22 protein-coding genes, 1 tRNA gene and 1 pseudogene are annotated in these 19,807 nt (G+C 32.9%); 17 read left to right on the top strand and 7 right to left on the bottom strand.

Annotated elements, in window-relative coordinates; genetic code table 11:
- Positions 1-69: 69 nt before the first annotated feature.
- Together OPR44_RS00245 and OPR44_RS00240 are read right to left on the bottom strand one after the other, a co-directional pair.
- Positions 70-939 carry an FKBP-type peptidyl-prolyl cis-trans isomerase gene (locus tag OPR44_RS00245; protein WP_264375137.1) on the bottom strand — a complete coding sequence of 290 codons (870 nt, stop codon included), beginning with the start codon at positions 937-939 and terminating at the stop codon, positions 70-72.
- Positions 932-1,714 (bottom strand): polyprenyl synthetase family protein, encoded by a 783-nt coding sequence (locus OPR44_RS00240; RefSeq protein WP_264375138.1) that lies wholly within the window; start codon positions 1,712-1,714, stop codon positions 932-934. Before OPR44_RS00240 ends, OPR44_RS00245 begins: the two co-directional genes overlap by 8 nt.
- A 127-nt stretch (positions 1,715-1,841) precedes the next feature.
- On the opposite strand from OPR44_RS00240, the gene acpP reads away from it, so the two are divergent.
- The 5 genes from acpP to thyX all read left to right on the top strand — a co-directional run bounded on the left by acpP (position 1,842) and on the right by thyX (position 5,737).
- Entirely contained in the window at positions 1,842-2,102 is a 261-nt protein-coding gene (gene acpP / locus OPR44_RS00235; RefSeq protein WP_264375139.1) for an acyl carrier protein, read from the top strand.
- Between the two features lie 6 nt (positions 2,103-2,108).
- On the top strand, positions 2,109-3,380 hold the full coding sequence (fabF, locus tag OPR44_RS00230; RefSeq protein ID WP_265014986.1) for a beta-ketoacyl-ACP synthase II: 1,272 nt from the start codon (positions 2,109-2,111) through the stop codon (positions 3,378-3,380).
- Between the two features lie 85 nt (positions 3,381-3,465).
- On the top strand, positions 3,466-3,603 hold the full coding sequence (locus OPR44_RS00225) for a hypothetical protein (RefSeq protein WP_265014985.1): 138 nt from the start codon (positions 3,466-3,468) through the stop codon (positions 3,601-3,603).
- A 4-nt stretch (positions 3,604-3,607) separates the two neighbouring features.
- Positions 3,608-4,885, top strand: a complete 1,278-nt coding sequence (gene murA, locus OPR44_RS00220) for a UDP-N-acetylglucosamine 1-carboxyvinyltransferase (RefSeq protein WP_265014984.1) — start codon at positions 3,608-3,610, stop codon at positions 4,883-4,885.
- Positions 4,886-4,894: 9 nt separating this feature from the next.
- Entirely contained in the window at positions 4,895-5,737 is an 843-nt protein-coding gene (thyX, locus tag OPR44_RS00215; protein ID WP_265014983.1) for an FAD-dependent thymidylate synthase, read from the top strand.
- 24 nt (positions 5,738-5,761) lie between these two features.
- On the opposite strand, the gene OPR44_RS00210 is transcribed toward thyX, so the two are convergent.
- The 3 genes and pseudogenes from OPR44_RS00210 to OPR44_RS00195 form a co-directional block, all read right to left on the bottom strand.
- Positions 5,762-6,934, bottom strand: a complete 1,173-nt coding sequence (locus tag OPR44_RS00210) for a hypothetical protein (RefSeq protein WP_265014982.1) — start codon at positions 6,932-6,934, stop codon at positions 5,762-5,764.
- Positions 6,935-7,308: 374 nt separating this feature from the next.
- Positions 7,309-8,224 (bottom strand): annotated as a pseudogene (locus OPR44_RS08810) (IS5 family transposase).
- Between the two features lie 567 nt (positions 8,225-8,791).
- On the bottom strand, positions 8,792-9,382 hold the full coding sequence (locus OPR44_RS00195) for a hypothetical protein (protein ID WP_265014980.1): 591 nt from the start codon (positions 9,380-9,382) through the stop codon (positions 8,792-8,794).
- Positions 9,383-9,544: 162 nt separating this feature from the next.
- Between OPR44_RS00195 and OPR44_RS00190 the strand changes: the two genes are divergently transcribed.
- The 3 genes from OPR44_RS00190 (at position 9,545) to OPR44_RS00180 (ending at position 11,378) form a co-directional block, all read left to right on the top strand.
- Positions 9,545-9,733: a hypothetical protein gene (locus tag OPR44_RS00190; RefSeq protein ID WP_038249248.1), complete on the top strand. Its 189-nt coding sequence runs from the start codon at positions 9,545-9,547 to the stop codon at positions 9,731-9,733.
- A complete protein-coding gene (locus tag OPR44_RS00185) occupies positions 9,727-10,581 on the top strand; it encodes a recombinase family protein (RefSeq protein WP_265014979.1) in 855 nt (284 codons plus the stop codon). The genes OPR44_RS00190 and OPR44_RS00185 overlap by 7 nt, the downstream gene beginning before the upstream one ends.
- An 89-nt stretch (positions 10,582-10,670) precedes the next feature.
- Positions 10,671-11,378, top strand: a complete 708-nt coding sequence (locus OPR44_RS00180; protein ID WP_265014978.1) for a recombinase zinc ribbon domain-containing protein — start codon at positions 10,671-10,673, stop codon at positions 11,376-11,378.
- 185 nt (positions 11,379-11,563) lie between these two features.
- Here the strand turns inward: OPR44_RS00180 and OPR44_RS00175 are convergent, their stop codons facing one another.
- Positions 11,564-11,746, bottom strand: coding sequence for a hypothetical protein (locus tag OPR44_RS00175; protein WP_265014977.1), 183 nt, complete (start codon positions 11,744-11,746; stop codon positions 11,564-11,566).
- 141 nt (positions 11,747-11,887) lie between these two features.
- Between OPR44_RS00175 and elbB the strand changes: the two genes are divergently transcribed.
- From elbB to dapA, 9 genes are all read left to right on the top strand, one after another.
- On the top strand, positions 11,888-12,586 hold the full coding sequence (gene elbB / locus OPR44_RS00170; RefSeq protein ID WP_265014976.1) for an isoprenoid biosynthesis glyoxalase ElbB: 699 nt from the start codon (positions 11,888-11,890) through the stop codon (positions 12,584-12,586).
- Positions 12,587-12,724: 138 nt separating this feature from the next.
- Entirely contained in the window at positions 12,725-13,033 is a 309-nt protein-coding gene (locus OPR44_RS00165; protein ID WP_265014975.1) for a hypothetical protein, read from the top strand.
- Between the two features lie 58 nt (positions 13,034-13,091).
- Positions 13,092-14,018, top strand: a complete 927-nt coding sequence (ispH, locus tag OPR44_RS00160) for a 4-hydroxy-3-methylbut-2-enyl diphosphate reductase (protein ID WP_265014974.1) — start codon at positions 13,092-13,094, stop codon at positions 14,016-14,018.
- Positions 14,019-14,267: 249 nt separating this feature from the next.
- A complete protein-coding gene (locus OPR44_RS00155; protein WP_265014973.1) occupies positions 14,268-15,728 on the top strand; it encodes a hypothetical protein in 1,461 nt (486 codons plus the stop codon).
- A gap of 4 nt (positions 15,729-15,732) precedes the next feature.
- Positions 15,733-16,341 carry a hypothetical protein gene (locus tag OPR44_RS00150; RefSeq protein ID WP_265014972.1) on the top strand — a complete coding sequence of 203 codons (609 nt, stop codon included), beginning with the start codon at positions 15,733-15,735 and terminating at the stop codon, positions 16,339-16,341.
- Positions 16,338-17,126 (top strand): hypothetical protein, encoded by a 789-nt coding sequence (locus OPR44_RS00145; protein ID WP_265014971.1) that lies wholly within the window; start codon positions 16,338-16,340, stop codon positions 17,124-17,126. Before OPR44_RS00150 ends, OPR44_RS00145 begins: the two co-directional genes overlap by 4 nt.
- Before the next feature lie 12 nt (positions 17,127-17,138).
- Positions 17,139-17,212 (top strand) — tRNA-Arg (locus OPR44_RS00140).
- A gap of 68 nt (positions 17,213-17,280) precedes the next feature.
- Positions 17,281-17,763 carry a single-stranded DNA-binding protein gene (gene ssb / locus OPR44_RS00135; protein ID WP_006014313.1) on the top strand — a complete coding sequence of 161 codons (483 nt, stop codon included), beginning with the start codon at positions 17,281-17,283 and terminating at the stop codon, positions 17,761-17,763.
- Between the two features lie 9 nt (positions 17,764-17,772).
- Entirely contained in the window at positions 17,773-18,654 is an 882-nt protein-coding gene (dapA, locus tag OPR44_RS00130; protein ID WP_264375149.1) for a 4-hydroxy-tetrahydrodipicolinate synthase, read from the top strand.
- 127 nt (positions 18,655-18,781) lie between these two features.
- Here the strand turns inward: dapA and OPR44_RS00125 are convergent, their stop codons facing one another.
- Positions 18,782-19,759 (bottom strand): quinone oxidoreductase family protein, encoded by a 978-nt coding sequence (locus OPR44_RS00125; RefSeq protein ID WP_265014970.1) that lies wholly within the window; start codon positions 19,757-19,759, stop codon positions 18,782-18,784.
- Between the last annotated feature and the right edge of the window lie 48 nt (positions 19,760-19,807).

Here is a 19,807-nt window from a genome sequence, read left to right as displayed (position 1 = left end):
AAACTTTTTCTTTAAGTAATATATAGCACTCAAGAAGTTTTATTTTTTCTTACTTCGTAATTCTTTAAGCTATTTTTCAATAGTAGAATTCAAGCTTAAATCAATTATTGCAATATCACAATCTATGCCTTTTGTTAACACATCAGTTAAAAGATCAGGTGGAGAAAGAACTGTTCTTTTATTACCAGCTCTCATTCCCACAACTCCAAGTTCTATAGCAAGCGGCATTTTTCTGTCACCAACTTTAAACTGCACTGTTTGATCTTTGACTATATACTCACCATTATATCTCTTTATGCTATATTGAGCCGATATCTCATCACCACACTTTACTTGTTTTCTAGTTTTGTTAATTAAGTCATTAAAAATCATTAGGTTATTTACTGAATCAGGATATTTATCTTTTACTTCAATCAGTTTGATGTAATAAGAGTTAAAACTCATTTTGTTGTCATCAGCGGCAATAGTAACTACACGCTCTCCACCTTCTTTCATACCTATTACCCCTAAACTCACTTCTTTTTCACCTATTCTCAGAGTAATATCAGAGACTTGACTTGGTAATGCTGCCAGATTGTTGGATATTTTGTACATTTGTAGCAGGACTTCTTGGCCACAGAAAGCCTTACTGCCGCTGCCTTCAGTAATTTCATAAAATTTTATCGTCTCTTCTTCCTTTTGCTGTGTTATTTCTTCTAAATATTCTGCTAGCCCATGCTTTTCAATATAGCGATCAAGTGCTGATTCAAGTATGGGCTTTACTAGATAACGTGCTATTGTCTGTGTTAAACCATCATGTGTGGCATTTATCTCGTAAAGCTTGTCCTCTTTTTCCGGTTTATCTTTATTTATATAAACAATAGTGATTATAAAAACAGAAGCTAAAGTGAGAACCATTACTAGAAAGATAAATATTTGTAATATAATTTTTTTAACCATCTTTTTTTACTTGATTCAATAAATCATATAAATCATTAGTATTCCCTGAAAGCGTACTTAAATTATCTGAGGCCTGTTTAAAGAGACTATCTATATAGTTTTCCATTTCATTTTTGCCAAGCACGGACATTAAATTGTTTGTTTTATCTTGCTCATAATCTTCAATATCATCCTTAGCTTGAAAAATAAGCCCCAGATTTATTCCATAGTTATATAACGCTCTCCGCTCCTTGGTTGTAGCATTGCCTATTATAGCCCCTATTTCGCATGAAGCTGCAAATAGTTTTGCAGTTTTCATCAAATGAATTTCCTTTATTTTATTCAAATCTGCATCTATATCCAAAATCTGTCCTCCCACCATTCCCCTAACTCCTATCGCTTGAGAGAGCACTTTGATGATCTCACAATTTAACGAAGATAATACCTCAAAAGCCAGGGTAAGTAATGCATCTCCGGCCAGTACTGCTATTGCTTCACCAAATTTTTTGTGGCAGCTCAGCTGGCCTCTTCGAGTGTCACTATTATCCATGCATGGTAGATCATCGTGAATTAGAGAGTAAGCATGAATAAATTCAATTGCTGCTGCTGCTGTTATTGCTTTTTCAACCTTTATGTTGAATATCGACGAAGATGCTATAACTAAAAAAGAACGTATATGTTTTGCAGGAGCAAGAAGCACATAACGCATAGCTGATATAAATTTATTCTCGCTATTTTCAGGTAAGAGCTTATTCACTTCTACAACAAGCAAATTTTTTGTTGTTTCGTCTAGCATTTTTAAATTTATTAACTATCGAGTGCTAAGAGATAGGAAGTTTTTAATAGTTTATATAATCATAAAAGCTATTGCAAACATCGAAATTTCTTATAACATCAGAGAATAGGTTATTTTTTAGTAAGAAATGAGCGAATTGGCAAAAAGCACTAGGGAAGATATAGAAGAAAAAGTAAAGAAGATTATACTAGAGCACATCAGTAAGGATGTAGAGAGATTTGGTAGTTCTTCAAAGCTTTCAGACCATGGCACAGATAGTTTAGATGCAGTTGAAATAATCATGGCAGCTGAAGAAGAATTTGGTATAGAGATTCCTGATGAAGATGCACAAAAAATGGAAACTATGGAACAGATAGTTGAATATGTAGTAAACAAAGCAAACAATTGATGTTGAATGAGCAGAAGAGTAGTAGTTACCGGTGTTGGCTTAATTACTCCACTAGCAGCAGATGTTAATAACACCTGGTCAAAGCTGAAAGAAGGTAAATCTGGCATCAAAGCAATTGATACAAATAGGTTTGATTCTTCTGATCTTGCTTGCAGAGTTGCAGGGCAAGTTCCAATGCAATCTGATGATATTGAGAACTATTTCAATCCATTAGATTATATTTCTGAGAAAGATCTAAAAAGAACAGATCGCTTTATTCACTACGGCGTTGCAGCTGCTATTCAGGCAGTAGATGATTCACTAATTTTGGAAAATAAAAATATTAATAAAGAGCGAATAGGTGTAGCTATTGGTTCTGGTATAGGTGGTCTTCCATCAATTCAGGAAAATGTAATTACCATGCAGGAGAAGGGGCCTAGACGTGTTAGCCCATTTTTTGTTCCTGCAAGTCTAATAAATTTGATATCTGGTCATATTTCTATTAAATACGAATTTATAGGTCCAAATGACTCAGCGGTAACTGCATGTGCAACAGGTGCGCATGCGATTATAAACTCAGCAAGAGCTATAAAACTCGGTGAAGCTGACATTATGATTGCAGGCGGAGCAGAAAGTGCGTTATGCAGAGTTGGAATTGCAGGTTTTGCATCGATGAAGGCGTTATCAACTAAATTCAATGATAATCCTGAAGAATCCTCAAGGCCATGGGATGAAGAACGTGATGGATTTGTCATGGGCGAAGGAGCAGGTATATTAGTGCTGGAAGAGTATGAACATGCAAAAAAAAGAAAAACAAAAATATATGCGGAACTCACTGGATATGGACTAACAGGAGATGCACATCATATCACAGCACCTCATCCAGAAGGAAGAGGCGCATTTAAGGCAATGGAGCTTGCTTTAAAGAATGCACAAATCAGCCCAAGTCAAATTGGATATATCAATGCACATGGTACATCGACACCGCTTGGAGATAAAATAGAAGTAATAGCAATGAAGCAGTTATTCGGTGACTATGCCTATAAAATACCTGTTTCCTCGACTAAATCTTCTATAGGACATTTACTTGGTGCCGCAGGAAGTGTTGAAGCAATATTTAGTATCCTTGCATTAAACAATGGAATTGTTCCACCAACTTTAAACCTACACAAACCTTCAGAAGGGTGTGATTTAAATTTTGTACCATTTAAAGCTCAAGAGCATAAAATTCAATATGCGCTTTCTAATTCATTTGGTTTTGGTGGTACCAACGCGTCTCTCATCTTTGGAAAGGTGTAGTTAATTATGCTATTTTGAATCGACTACGAAAATGTTATTCGAGTAGCTGAAACTAGAATCCAGTTAAATTGGCAGCATAAAAGTAATGTTGAAATATAACATTTTGATGATGATGAAGAAATGGATCCTAGTGTCAGCTACTCGAATGACAGAAGAAGAAAAAGCAAAATTTTGCCTTTTACCGCTAACCTATTATACTTACTTGATAAGTTCTATCGCTTGATTAAATGCATAAAATATTAGTAAGAAGTAACCATAAGCCCTTGATTGGAAAAATCAAGATTAATGGTTCAAAGAATGCCGTCTTGCCAATAATGGCGGCAAGCTTGTTTAGTAATTCTTCAATAACTTTGCATAACGTACCTGATTTAATTGACGTGCATTTGATGTCTGAGCTGCTTAAGAGTCTTGGTGCAGAAGTAAATTTTATATGCAATAAAGACTATAAAGCAAATCACACTTTGGAAATTGACTGTAGCAATATCAATAACTATTTAATATCACATGAAATTGCAAGCAGACTGCGAGCATCTTTTTTAATGCTAGGTCCAATGCTCAGCAGATTTGGTAGAGTTTCAACAGTATTTCCTGGTGGATGTAATATTGGAAAACGTCCTGTTGACATTCATATTAAGGCACTTAAAGCAATGGGAGCTAAAATTGAAATTGATAGCTGTAATATAACTGCAACAACAAAGGGGAAATTGCAAGGCAAAGAAATAACATTTGAAAAAGTAAGTGTTGGTGCAACAGAAAATATAATAATGGCAGCAACACTTGCAGAGGGAGTAACAATAATAAACAATGCTGCAATCGAGCCGGAAGTTCTTGATTTAATAGAGTTTCTGAAGATTATGGGTGCCAATATTGAAGTTAATAATACAAAAATCACAATAGAAGGTGTTGAAGCATTAAATGGGTGTGAGCATAAAATAATACCAGATCGCATAGAGGCCGGTACTTATGCTTTGGCTGCTATCATTACCGACGGCGAGCTAAAGTTAGAAGGAGTAAGTTTGTCTGATATAGAATGTATTGCAAATGAATTGAAGACTATAGGAGCCAGAGTTGAGTTACATGATGATGGTATTATTATTTCTAGAAAAAATGGCTCTATTAAATCTGCTCACGTTGCAACAAATCCATACCCCAACTTTCCCAGTGATATGCAACCACAACTAATGTCTGCAATGTGCATTGCAGATGGAATATCAATCATTGAAGAGAACATTTTTGAAAGTAGATTTGCACATGCAAATGAGCTAAGAAAATTAGGCGCTAATATCAGCATCGAAAAAAGTAAAGCTACTATAAGTGGAACAAAGAGCCTATCTGGAGCTAATCTGCATGCTAATGACTTAAGGTCAACAGCAGCTTTAATTCTCGCTTCTTTGGTAGCTAAAGGAGAAACTACAATAAATAACTCACATCATTTATGGAGAGGCTATGAAGCAATGCACGAAAAACTCAATTCATGCGGGGCTGATATTTTCGTTTCATCTTGAGGATATATTATGAATGAGACAACTAAGCGAGCTACAGTAAAAGAAATAGAGGACATTCTATACGAAGAACATAAAGTATTAGATCATGGATTTGTTCGAGTAATTGATTATATGGGCTCTGATAGCGCCATAGTTCAAGCTGCTCGCGTTTCTTATGGAAAGGGAACGAAACAGATAAATCAAGATGAGGCGCTTATAAAGTATTTGATGAGGCATCATCATACAACTCCATTTGAAATGTGTGAAATTAAGTTTCACGTGAAACTTCCAATTTTTATTGCAAGACAGTGGATAAGACACAGAACTGCAAATGTGAATGAATATTCCGGAAGGTATTCGATACTTGATAATGAATTTTATATACCAGAACAGGTTGCAAAACAATCTGATAATAATAAACAAGGCAGCGGTGAAGCTTTTGACTCAAGTACTTCAAAAGAAATAATAGATTCTCTAATAAATGATTCTAATTTAGTATATTCTCATTATGAGAAATTTATTGAACAGGGCCTTGCAAGAGAAATTGCCCGAACTAATCTAACACTTAATTACTATACTCAGTTTTATTGGAAAATAGATTTACACAACCTTCTTCACTTTTTAAGGCTTAGAGCTGATCAGCACGCCCAATATGAAATTAGAGTCTATGCAGAAGTTATGTTGGACATAGTAAAGAAATGGGTCCCGCTGGCCTATAATGCTTTTGTTGAATACTCGCTAAAATCAGCCTGCATTTCAAAAACTGGTCTTGAAATAATTCGCAAGCTAATAAAAGGAGAAAATGTTACGAGAGAAGAAAGTGGCATTGGTAAAAGAGAATGGAATGAGCTGATGTCTATACTTGGTAAATAGCCAAAAAGATCGAGTTATGTCCTTTCACAGACTTGCAGGTGTGAGCAACAATTTATTCATACCTTTATCAACTGATATATCAATTATTTTTGAATTTGTTCTTTCTGTTGTTTCATAAAGTTTTTCAGCTTTCTTTGAAATCAGTGTTGCATTTCTAAGTCCAATATGAACTTCGCAATAATCTGCAAAATTTTTAATATACATATCATATGAATAATAGTTTACAGCAAGTTCCATTACCCTACAAACTTCCTCTAATGTAAAATTAGCAGCTCCTGTATCAGGACAAAAGCCAACCGCTCCTTTATTAGAGTCAAAAAATATGTATTTATCATTCTCTGCTTTATACACCAACATAGAATGCCCCTCATCCTCAATGACATCTTCTTCATTACAAGCATAGCAAAAATAACTAAATTCTAAGTAGCATCCTATCTTCACATCATTTAACGCACATTTGATTTGTTCTTGCTCAGTATAGATCCATAGTTCTGTTGAAGATAAATTATTATTTAATTCCTTATATATTATGTCATCATAATAAAATTGATCTCCTTCTCGCTTTTCAATGCTCTGAATATCAAGAATAGGTAAGAATTGCGATAAAAATTGCATCATTAATAACTTTTTCGTTTGTTCTTTTTTTTCATCAATATAATTCATAAAATCTTGTTCAGATATAATATTATCAGACTCGAGAAATGCAACAAAATCTTGCCTATTCTCTAATTTTACAAAAGTAATAAAGTAACTTAATGAGTGACATAGCCATTTTTTGGTATCAAAATCTAAAATTTCTTCAAATCTATCTTTTAATTGTACAATTTTAGATATACTATCTGACATAAAAGTATTCAAATTAAATTGAATAGCTTTCTCACTTTCAAATAATTTATTATATTGTTCTTCAGCTGATAAATCCGGTGCTTTGTATACATATCTACCATTTTCTCTACGTATACCTTCTATATCTTTAATTATACCTTGTTCTACATTTTTACTGATAGAAATTTGGTGCTTTCCTTTATTGGCAAATTGATTTAAAAACTCCGCAATTTCCTGTTTTGAGAGTCTTGTTTCAACTTGTCCATCTTCTCTATCTTCAGTTTTACAAAACACTTTAACTCTAGGATGTTCCTTATCAGTATAGACTTTTAATACAATAGATTGAGCAATGCGATTAACATATTTTGGCATATTGTTTATTAAGATATTAACTATATATCTTAATAATAGAATAATTTATACCATTAGTCAATTAATATATTATATAATAATATTTATTATACAAACTCATCACTTTTATAGAACATCTCATTAAAATCATTCAAAATCTTGATCTTCAATGAGATGTCATGACAGCAGAAGGAAATTCTGGAACGTTTATTTTTGAAAGTAAATTGCATAGCAGATTATGTCATTCCAGTGCTTGACACTGGAATCTAGTTTCACCTTATGATGGTGTTATTCAAGTAGCCTCTATCCAAGTGCCCCTTTGGTGTCATCAGAGTAGCTGACACTGGGATGGCTTTGTTTCATAGCACCTTAAGCAGTGATGGTTTACGACAAATTTATGTAATGATTTCAAATTTAGCCATACCAATACCAGTGAATTTGTTGAGCAAATAGCACTTAATTAGTAATTCTTTTTCACGATTTACTTCAGATTTATTCCTAAACAAATACTTGCTTCAACCTTGAGAAAAATCCTTCCATGTAAGATCTTTTTCCATAAATTGCTTCCTTTTTCCACTCTTTTACACCATCTTGTCCATATAATTTTATTAACCTAATAGCAGCATTTCTGTCAGACATATAATCTATTTTTGAATGTTCTGCTGCATCCTTTTTTGGTAGAACTTTTGTCTTTATATCGTATTTCTTACACAATTTATAAAGTTTTTGCCTATCGTATGCCCTATCTGCATATAATGCTTTTATTTTGTGCTGAAAATTAACTTCTTCAAGCAAATCGCAAGTGGTCAGAGTAGACGCCATTACTGTATCTTGCAGCTATGGCTTTTTTACTATTCACACTTAACATAACATGTAACTTTCTTACTTGCTCGTAGCTTCGGTACTTTCTATCTGCACTGCTTTCCTTACTGTGGCCAGGAGTGTTACTGTAAATTTGTGCTATCTATGATAATTTCAATATTTTCATGTTGCTTTTATCAATCCTGCAATCATTTATCTTAATATTAAGTTTTTTTTGATGCTTGTGAATAGCTGCAAATTTTTTCCTATTTGTTGCAAATACCCTTTTATAAACCCGACTGTTTGTCTTAAGCCAATTCTAAAAAGATTAACGATTATATGCACCAAAATCACAACTTTATCACTATAAATATAGTTGCCGCCCTGCATTTTTGGACTATTTTCATACCAATTTTCGATAGCTTCATCGATGTAACGAAAAATATTCCCCCTTTTTTCAAGGAATTTGTTATATTCGTTTTGGTTACTGACTTTCATTTTCTGTGGCATATTTTTTCTTCAACAGTTAAATGGCTGTTTTATAATGAATTTTGTCAGTAACTTCCAGTTCTTTTCACTTGAGCGATGCAACAAAGCCCACTGGGATCCAACTAAGTTGGTAAACACTTTACAACGTTTTTTGCACAAAAGGACTGGATTCTAGCGTCACGCGCTAGAATGACATCAACTTTTGAATTCCAGTTATGCAAGAAATCTATTCATTTGAAACTTGTTTGAGAAACGTAGCTATAAAAACCGCAGGTACCAGTTGGTTTTTATTAGCTAAAGTAAAGGTCAAATATCTGGAATTCTGGACATAAAATCCCCATGTAAAAAAGATTAGAAAAAAAATGCAGCGCACACATGACAGAAATTAAGTATACACTGAAGAATACATTTTTTATGAGTTTAATAAAAAGGTCTGCAGACTAAAGATAGATTTTGAGCTCAATAAATATCTCTAATTGTTATTATAATCAGATTTAAAATATGCGGAAGTAATTTTTTGTGTCCGCTTAGCAGGGTGGCAAAATAAGATAGACAGATACATTAAAACGCTCCCCAAATGCATCAATTCTATTTTTTCATTTTGTTTCCATCAACTTGTTCAGAACTTGGATTCTTCACTTCAGGACTTGGCTTCATTTCTTTAACTTTCTCATTAACTTTTTCTCTTACCTTCTCTATGTCATTATCACCAATGGCCATAATTGCAGGTTGAAATTCACTCATAAAACCTACAAGTTTCTCCATATCTTCCTCATGAGTACTAGTACCCTTGCTCATGAGATTGCTCAAAAGAACAGCCTTATTTTCCCCTATTAACTGTCCTATGGCTGCTAGTTGCTCTTGATTTCGAAGCATTTCTACTATCTTGTTCTGATTATTAGCGTCTTCAATGCTTTGCCCTGCTTTTAACTTAGTATTGTCTGCAATAGCTGCAAGCAATTCACTACGTAATCTATCAAAATTATTCTCTCTTGCTTGAATTGTAGGTAATTTATCGATCACATCTTTCACAAAACTTTTCACTGCTTTTCCTGCTTCAACCGCACCTTCTTTTATCTCACCTCTATGCTGATATATAGCATAACCAATAGCAGCTATAGCAACTAGTGCCATAAATCCTACAAATGCTGCTCCACCAACAATTAATGCACCGGTCACTCCTCCTATTGCTAATGTACCTGCTAGGACTCCGCCAACAATATTGCAATAAACCTGAAACTTGAGAAGACTATTTCTCGAAAGCTTCTACAAAAAGAACGGAGAGTTGAATTTATTTATAGAGCCAATGATCAAATAACCATATGTCTCGATGGATAATATATGGTAGAGCTCATGGGCAACAAGAAATTAATAGTGCGGATTAGTTGTAGTTATGAAGTAAATCGATTAGCAGAGTTGTATCTATTAGATGCATATGAAAAATTAGTGTTAAGTAAACCAATAAAAGCGAGCAAAAAGGAAGAAAACTCTGAATATAAGAAAGTAGATTTGAGGACGGTAAAATGGTAACAGTTAGTTTATATGCAAGAGTTTCTTCAGGGAGGCAAGCACAAGAAGATACAATAGCAAGCCAAATTGCTGCTATAGAGAATCAAATTAGTATGGATGGAGATAAATTATTAAATGAATATAAATTTATTGATAATGGTTATAGTGGTTCTAACATAATCCGTCCTGGTTTGGAAAAATTACGTGATAAAATAGCAGAAGGTAACATTGATAAGGTTTATATTCATTCTCCTGATCGTTTATCTCGTAAGTATGCATATCAGATGATATTACTTGAAGAGTTTAAGAAGTTAGGAGTGGAAGTCATTTTTTTAAATTATCAAATTAGCGATAATCCAGAATCTCAATTACTATTACAAATGCAAGGTATGATAGCAGAATACGAACGTGCAAAAATCATGGAACGAAGTCGTCGAGGAAAGATTTATGCAGCAAATAAGGGTTGTATAAGTGTAATGAGTGCTGCTCCTTATGGCTATCGTTATATAAACAAAAATACAGAAACAGGACAGGCCTTATTTGAGATTTATGAAGAAGAAGCTGAAGTTGTTCGTAAAGTATTTTCTTGGGTAGGAAGAGAAAGAGCCAGTATAGGAGAAGTATGTCGTAGGCTAAGTGCTATTTCCATTATGACGAGAACTGGAAAAGAGTATTGGGATAGGGCTGTAGTTTTGAGTATGTTAAAAAACACTGCTTATAAAGGACAAGCAGCTTTTGGTAAAACAAGGTTTGGCGTAAAACTAAAACATATAAGACCGAAAAAAACTCCTGCGAGCATCCAAAAGATAATTATTCTACTTATCCTGTTCCAAAAGAGGATTGGATTTATATTAAAGTACCTAGTATAGTAAGCGAAGATTTATTTAAAATCGTTCAAGAACAATTAGCTGAGAATAGAAAAATAGCAAGAACAAGACAAAGAGGAGCAAAACATTTATTGCAAGGTTTAGTAGTATGTAAGCTTTGCAATTATGCATATTATGGTACTAGCACTGCAAGGAATAAGGAGGGAAAAAAAACTAATAATCAGGTATATTATCGTTGTATTGGTACGGATTCATACCGTTTTGGCGGTAATAAAATGTGTAACAACAAATTAATTCGTACAGATACATTGGACATGGCTGTGTGGAAAGAGGTAAAACACCTATTAAAAAATCCAAATAGAATATTAGAGGAGTATAAACGTAGACTTTCAGAACTTAAAAAATCACCACTAGATCAAAAAAGCGCTTTGCTTGAAACACAAGAAGATAAGTTAAAACGAGGTATTGCAAGGTTAATTGATAGTTATGCTCAAGAATATATTGATCAAGAAGAATTTGAGCCAAGAGTTAAAGCAATGAAACAAAACTTAAAAATGGTTGAAGAACAAAAGAAAAAGATATTTGATCAGAAAAAACTCACACAAGAGTTAACTCTAGTAGTAACAAATTTAGAGGGGTTTTCCTCTAGTATTAACTCAAGTCTTAATAATGCAGACTGGCTAACTAAACGTGATATTATTAGAACGTTAGTTAAGCGAATTGAGATTAATTTTGAGGATGTAAACATCGTGTTTAGAGTAAAAGAGCTTCCAGACTCTTTTCATATGGAAAAAAATCAATGCTTGCAATGTTGTTGTAGGGGTAGGTGCACCTGTTAGTGTTGTAACTGCTGCTCCACTTATTACCCCCTGAGCTAACAGTTGGTTACCTAAAGCTTCAAGCTTTTCCTCCATGCCTTTTACTTTACTTACTTGCGCAAGAAGCATTTTTAATTGATTATCGTCTTTCTCAAGATACTCCTTTACAATATCTATTGCGTTCTTCAAAAGATCTTTATCTTTTATCAGCAATTCAGATACATCCTTGATAGATGATTCGTCAAAATTTCACCGCTTTTTACAAATTCATTTGCTTGTAATAGAGACTTCAATGCTTCCAACAAATCTTTTCTTTCACTAATGTATTTTACTACATTTTCAATGAACTCGTCCGAATTGGTTGGATTTGTTGTACCACCTTGTACCATATTCAATTCCTATCAATTATAAATATGCCTAATTATATATACTAATTATTAATTATATTACAATTGACATAAAATAATTACTCCTTTCCAAATATGGAATTTGTATTACAATACCTAGATTATATGAAATCAAGGTATTTTATGGGTGAGAAAAAATTAAGAGCCGCTGTGGTTTTATCAGGATGCGGCCACCTCGACGGCACAGAGGTGAGAGAAGCGGTTTTAAGTTTGCTTGTGCTTGATCAGCAGGAAGTCGAAGTCACATGTTTTGCTCCTGACGTTGACATTACACAAGTTATGGATCACAAAACAAAAGAGGCAGTAAAAGAAAAAAGAAATGTACTTGTAGAAGCAGCAAGAATTGCAAGAGGTGAGATAGATGATTTAAGAGAAGCTAAAGCTGAAAATTTTGATATGCTAATTGTACCTGGTGGATATGGAGTTGCGAAAAATTTATCTGACTTAGCTAAAAATAAAACAGTAATGCCTGAGTTTGAAAGATTAGTCTCAGAGTTCTTTGTTGCAAAAAAGCCAATAGGAACTATATGTATATCTCCAGCCGTTATTGCTTCAATTTTAAGTAGCAAGATAAGTAAAGAAGAAAGTAAGATTAAGGTAACTATAGGAGACGATAAAGAACAGTTAATAGAGAAACTCGGCGGCGAACATATAAAATGCGATACAGAGTTATCAATAGAAGATGAAAAACATAATGTATTTTCCTGCTCTGCTTATATGCGTAATGACGAAAGTATATACTCTGTATATCAAGGAATAAAACACATGATTGACAGTATGGTGAAAAAAATTAATAAAAAAACTAAACAACCATTTCTCTAAAATGTAGTTTCTTATACAATTAATTATGTTATACTTCCATTTACATTATTGCTGTAGCCAAAGTAATCTATAGTTGCTTATTAATGATGAATTGTATTTAGTATATAAATTTAGTTCTTTTTTTTTATAGATTTAAATATGTTAGATCTTTTTTATATTGAAAGTGAGTGTTGTATAGATGGTCAGTGTGATACTTATGCAGGAGAAGTGAGTATTAATGATGTCATGTTGGGCAAGTTTAGTCTAAATTCATACAGTGGGAAAAAAGCCATGGTAAATCTAGACATCGTTACATTCGATATCCATATTGCTATGGATGGCCAAGATGGAAGGACAATAACAAGAGACCTCAAGGGTCCTGAATTTGTAATTAAAGATGACGGTTTCTGGTATATTAATAAGAATCTTGGTAATGATAAATTTAAAATTATAGTAAAGCAGTCATGATATGAAACATAGTGAGCGGAGCTTACTTTTTAGCAATGTTTACATACTTACTTAAAAAATGCAGATTATCTTAGCTGAACCACGCGGTTTCTGTGCAGGGGTTAAAAGAGCTGTAGACATATTAGCAATCACTTTAGAGAAATACAAAAATGAACGCCAAGTTTATGTACTACACGAAATCGTTCATAATAAGTATATAGTAGAGGACTTCAAGAAACAAGGAGTGGTTTTTGTAAGCAGCATAGAAGACATTAAAGACAATAGAGGAATATTGATCTTTAGCGCACATGGAGTGTCGAAAAGTATAGAGGATGAGGCAAAAAGAAAGGGTGTTCAAGTGATTGATGCAACATGTCCATTAGTTAGCAAAGTACATAAAGAGGCAAAAAGGTATGAGGATAGTGGTAAAGAATTAATTCTAATTGGACATGAAAATCATCCAGAAGTTAAAGGAATTATAGGAAGAGTAAGTAATCCTATATCTCTAGTGCAAACTATGCAAGACGTATACAATTTACAAATCAAAGATCCAGATAATTTATCTTATGTAACACAAACCACGTTAAGTATTGACGATACCAAAGAAATTATTGCTACACTAAAGCTCAGATTTCCAAGCATTACAGGCCCCGACTTAAAAGATATATGCTATGCAACACAAAATAGGCAGAACGCTGTTAAAAAATTGGCTAAAATTACAGACGTAGTGTTAATTGTAGGAAGCAAAAACAGTTCAAATTCAAACCGTTTATTAGACCTGTGCATTTCCACAGGAAAAAGAGCCTATTTGATTGATAATTATAAATGTATGAACAAAAATTGGTTGCAGGGCGCAGAAAAAATAGGAATTACTGCAGGTGCTTCTGCTCCTGATATATTAGTTGATGAGCTAGTAAATTACTTAAAAATAAATATGAATACAAAAGTTTCAGTCATGCCAGATGGATTCACTGAAAATGTTCAGTTCAAGTATACTAAATGGTAATGTGCAACAACGTGCGTCAAATCAAGTCTTTAGCTCAATTCAATTTTCAGTCTGTTGGAGAATAAAATATCAAGCTGAGATATAATTAATCCTCGTTTGTCAGGTTAAGTTGTGTCTAGCACAAATATAAAAAACCTTAATCATACAAAAGGGTTAATATTACTACTAATTTTATCAAAAACTTATAATATAAGTAATATTGTCATCTAATGTTTAATGAATTTCAATAAATTACCTTTTTAATTCTAGATGAGTATACACTTTGTTAATATGTTTGGGTCAAAACCCAAAAGTAAGTTTATGCTTTCTATAGGAAAAGAAGGCACAATGTTACTATATTTTAAAAATGATACTTTAAATAAAAGATATTTTGCTAAGGACAAAAATAATAAAGTTGTTTCTGACTTAATTTCATGTCTCTCATCAGATAAAAAAGCACCCTTATATCTGGTTCTAAATCACACTGATCAGAACTATTTGCTACAGTCTATCCCAAGAGTAAATAGGATTAGTGCTTATCTATCAGCAAAAACAAAAGTAGAGCATTTTGCTCATAATAACGATATAAATTCTATTCTCTTGGTCGAAAAGCCGAATAAATTTAATCAAAACTGGTGGTATCTATTTGTTTCATCAAAAGCAAATCATTTAATAGAATATTGGTTGGACGTGTTTGTTGAAATAGGCTCTAACTTTAAAGGAATATTAATGTTTCCTATAGAACTAGTCAGTATAGAAAAAAAGATTCTACACAAAGATCCTAGTAACTGGAAAATTATAGTTGCTGCAACTAAAACAGGTGGCTATAGACAAGTGGTTCTTAAAGAGAACAAAATGATATTTACACGTTTAATACCATTTACTAATGATAATTTACCAGGAATCATTGCTGGTGAAATATATCAGGAAGTGAAAAATACAATTCAATCTTTAACTAAGTTTGGATTTGAAAAAAATGACCCTATCGACCTTTGCATCATAGTATCAGAAGCTATTAAATCTAGTTTATCAGTTATAAATTTTTCAGAAAATAGTGTGAACATATTGACTCCATATGAGCTAGGTAAACTATTGGGAGCAGAATTAGCTATATGCGAAAAAGATAGCTTTTGTGATACTACAATTTTGTTCCATAGCTTTAAGAATAAGCCAATAAATATTTTTAACACAAAAGAAACTAAAGAATTTTATCTATTTAATTATCTTTATTTAAATTCTCCTCAAATTTTTCTATACCTACTCTTGGTTTTAGTTGTAATTAACACCTTTTGTTTGCAAAATTTGTATTCAAATTTTAATGTTGCTGATAATTTATCTGCAACGCGGAGTGCTTTAAATAACAAACTAATAACACTTAGCCAAAGCTATAATGTAAAAAAGATAGATGAAGTTTACGATTTTATTAATATAAATAATATTTTATCAAAAATAGAGTACTCTCCTCTCACACAAATTAAGTATGTAGAAAAGTTAAAAGTACCAGGTGTAGAGCTTCAATCGTTTGAGTGGAATTATAATGAGGCAAAAAGTTATATTACCACAACTTTAAGGTTTAATTTTCAATCTGGTAAAGACATTTCTTATCAATACGAGAAACTACAGAAAAATTTAAACGATAATTTCCGTACTCATGATATTAGTATTTCTAGCTTACCTACTACTAAAGAGAAAAATCTATCTATTGATGTTGAAATAGGAGAGGCAATGTAGATTGATGACTATCTCTCAACTAAAAAGAAAAGCTACAATTCAGTGCATATATTACTTATTGTTATCTATTGTATTAATAGGGTTATCAACGTGTTTTATTATCTATAACAAAAAGGTTTATAATAAAAATCAAACTGCAGCTGAGGAAATACGCTCTATTAATTTACAGATCATTGAAATTCAAAAGAAAGAAGTCGTTCTAAATAAAAACCTAGATTTATGGAAAAGAATTTCTTCTTCAAACTTACATAGTAGCAGATACATTACAAATTTAAATTTTGAGCTTAACAAGCTATATAAAAAACACTACATGTTAGAACCTGAAATATCAATTTCTATACCTGAAGAAGCTGAACTCCACAATAAAAGTGAACATAAAAAAGTAATAAGAAGTGAAGTGGTTCTAAGTTTAAGCTCAATTAGCGATAAGCATATTTTTTTATTTCTACAGTCTATTCCAAATCTTCCTGGTTATGTTATGATCAGATCTCTTACCTTGAATAAGCAGAGAAATATAGATGCTAAAGTTATAAACCAGATTTTAAGTGGTAATATGATAGAGATAGTGAGAGCTAGTATAGTTTTTGATTGGTATACCATATTAAGTAGATGAATATAAAGTTGTTTTTTATTTTTACGCTGCTATTTTTTAATGTTAGTGCATATTGCAATTGCGAAGATCTTGTAGAAAATATAGGGATTTGTAAAAAATATTCTTGCCAACAGCATATTAGTAATGAAGATTTTATTGAGCATAAAATATTAGGGTTAAATAGTGAAAATTTATGTGTATATATAGAAAGACAAGGCAATGATGAAATGGTCTGTCATCATTCTAATGATGGAATGATTATAGAAAAGAAGTACTTAAAAAGTATTTTAAAAGTTGGAAATCAAGAAATAAATGACTTCATTGATATAGCAAATTTGCGTGCGAAGGAGTGTTTTTTTATCAACAATTATTATATAGATCGAGACGATATAATAAAAGAGGCAGCAGAGAGTATTTTATCGCAATATGGTAGCATAAAAAGCATTTTTTTTGATGAAGAGCAGGTTAATAGAATAGTTAGTGAGATGGAAAAGTTTAACTTACAGTCTTCAGGAGTTACAGAGGAAGAAAATTTCAATTGCAAAGTAGTCAGTTTAGATTCAATTTTATACTTTTCCCCCGATACATGGAAAATATGGGTAAATGGAAAGTTGTTTATAAATACTAAGGATTTAAAAGTGCACTCAGTAACTGAAAATTATGTAACTTTTTCATGGGCTGTAAACCAAAAGATAACAAAAGAACGGATAAGCAATTCTAAAAATGTACATTTTGGACATGGAGGTATTATGTTTACGCTTTATCCAGAACAAAAATTTGATTTAGATAGTTTATCTATTAAATAATCTAATACATCTGCGCTTGTAGCTCAGTTGGATAGAGCGTTGCCCTCCGGAGGCAAAGGTCGTGGGTTCGAATCCCTCCAAGCGCGTTTTTAATTAAATTTGACAATAATACTCTCACATAAGATAATAAAGAGATTTATTTTAAAGCATAATTATGTCTAGTGGTACTATAAATAAAGTCATATTAGTTGGTAATTTAGGAAAAGATCCTGAAATTAGGACTACACAAAATGGAAAAGAGATGGCAAGTTTTTCAATAGCCACGTCTGAAAGTTGGACTGACAAATTTTCTGGTACGCGCTCTGAAAAGACAGAATGGCATAATATTGTAATTTTTAGCGAAGGATTAGTAAAAATTGTTAAGGATTTTGCGCGCAAAGGTAGTAAAGTTTACGTTGAAGGTTCTCTGAGAACTAGAAAATGGACTGACCAAAATGGTAGCGAAAGGTATACGACAGAGGTGGTGCTATATAACTTTAATAGTGCCCTTACCCTTTTAGATTCACGAAACAGTATGTCAAACTCTGATTACAAGCCAAGTGAATACAAACAAAATGAAACAGAACAAAAAGATAAACACGGAAGTTTTGACAACGATATAAAAGACGAACTAATCGATGATGAAATACCATTTTAATAACTTCAATTGAAATCTACATTTTTATGGACTGCTTGTGTTACTCCTTTTAATTGCAGTGGAGATAGTATAGATTACCAAAGCTTGCAGCGTTTACTAACAATGCAAGCTGAAGCTGAAAATGGTGTAGTGTTGCTAGGTAGCACAGGTGAAAGCTTATCACTTACTGATTCTGAAAAGCGCACATTAGTTGAATTTGTATGTGAGCTAAAATTAAATACGAAAATTATAATTGGTGTACCAGGAGTGAATCTATATCAGACTCTTGAATGGCTTGATTTTTGCAAGGGTATGCCTATTCATGGCTATCTAATGACAACTCCCATTTATGCAAAACCTGGAATCATGGGGCAAACTTTATGGTTTGAAAAGCTGCTTGAAAAAGCACATGTGCCAGCCATGCTTTACAATATTCCATCAAGAGCAGGAGTGAGTCTTCACGCTGAAACTGTACGCAACTTATCCAGCCACGAAAAATTTTGGGCTATCAAAGATTCAAGTGGCACCGTTGATACTTTAACTCAGTATAAGAAAGTTGAACCAAATATTGAGGTCTTTTGCGGAGATGATAATATGATACCCGATATGGCTGCTAAGGGTGCGGCTGGTCTGGTTTCTGTTGCTGCCAATGTTTGGCCACGTGTAGTACATGAATATGTTAAGCAATGCATGAGTGGCGAGAACCCTCAGGCAGACAGTTGGCAACAAGCTTGCAAAACTCTATTTACTGCCAGCAATCCAATACCTACTAAAGCACTCTTGCATGACATTGGGCTTATAGAACACAAAACTGTTCGTCTACCACTAAGCACAGAAGACTTGCCTTCTATTGAAACATTGAGGCAAGCTAATAAAATGATTCTTGGATGGAAAGAATTGACTAATAGCTAAAGCTAGGAACACACATCATCAACTTCTACACCTGCATCAAATAAACTAACTTGTTATAAGAAAACTAACCATGTGAAATTCTTGTTGATATGACTTAATGAATAATTATTTTAGGTTACTAAGTTATTTAAGAAACTTTGATAATATTCAGCCCACTTACTTTTCTATTTTCTATGTCACGATGAGCCTCTATTATTTCATCAAATTTATATTTTTTATTAATTCGTACAATGAAAAGTTTTTTTCTTATCATTTTAAAAATTTCCATTGCAGTAAGCACTAATGTGAATCTATCATACTTATAGTGATATATCGAAGTTCCAGTTGCAAATAACGAACGTGAACTAAGTAAAGAAAAACTAAGAGGAGCATTACCTGATATCTGCCCATAGGAAACATATATGCCAAACTTACCTAAAGATTCAAAAGAGAGCTTGCTTGTAGCGTAACCTATAGGGTCATACACTGCACCTACTCCTCTATTTTTTGTAATCTCCATAATTTTAGAAACGAAGTCTTTATCGTTATAGTTGATTGCGTATGTGCAGCCACTTTGTAAAGCTATCTTCATTTTTTCATCAGAGCTCACAGAACCTATCACTACACCTTTTTTATCCTTTGCCCATTGGCATATTATTTGCCCTAAACCACCATTAGCTCCATGAACCAGGACAAAAGCACCAGGCCTGATTTTATAAGATTGATTAACTAAATAGTGAGCTGCCATACCTTTAAACAGCACTGCAGCAGCAACTTCATCAGGTATATCATTCGGAATTTTTATCAAATATTTCTGGTGTACAATGCGCTTTTCACAATATGCCCCTGGAGGAGCTGTGCAATATCCAACTCTGTCTCCAACTTTGAATCCATCACTGATTTTTTTACCAAGTTTTTCAATAACCCCAACTGCTTCCACTCCAAGCACTGATGGCAGATCTTTAATTTTGCGTGTACCTTTTCTGTGTTCTAAATCATAACGATTTAAGCCGATAGTTGTATGACTTATTAAGACTTCCTCGCCTTTTGGCTCACCTATATTCTTATCTACAAATTCTAATACTTCTGGCCCCCCAGTTTTTTTAATTTGTATAGCTCTAACCATGATAAATGTAAGACAAAAACTTTAATTATGTTATCTAGCAATTAATAT

Origin of the sequence: Wolbachia endosymbiont (group B) of Camptogramma bilineatum (assembly GCF_947251825.1) — a bacterium.
Lineage (GTDB): Bacteria > Pseudomonadota > Alphaproteobacteria > Rickettsiales > Anaplasmataceae > Wolbachia.
The sequence above is the reverse complement of the archived record's forward strand: the minus strand, read 5'-3'. Positions and strand labels throughout refer to the sequence as shown.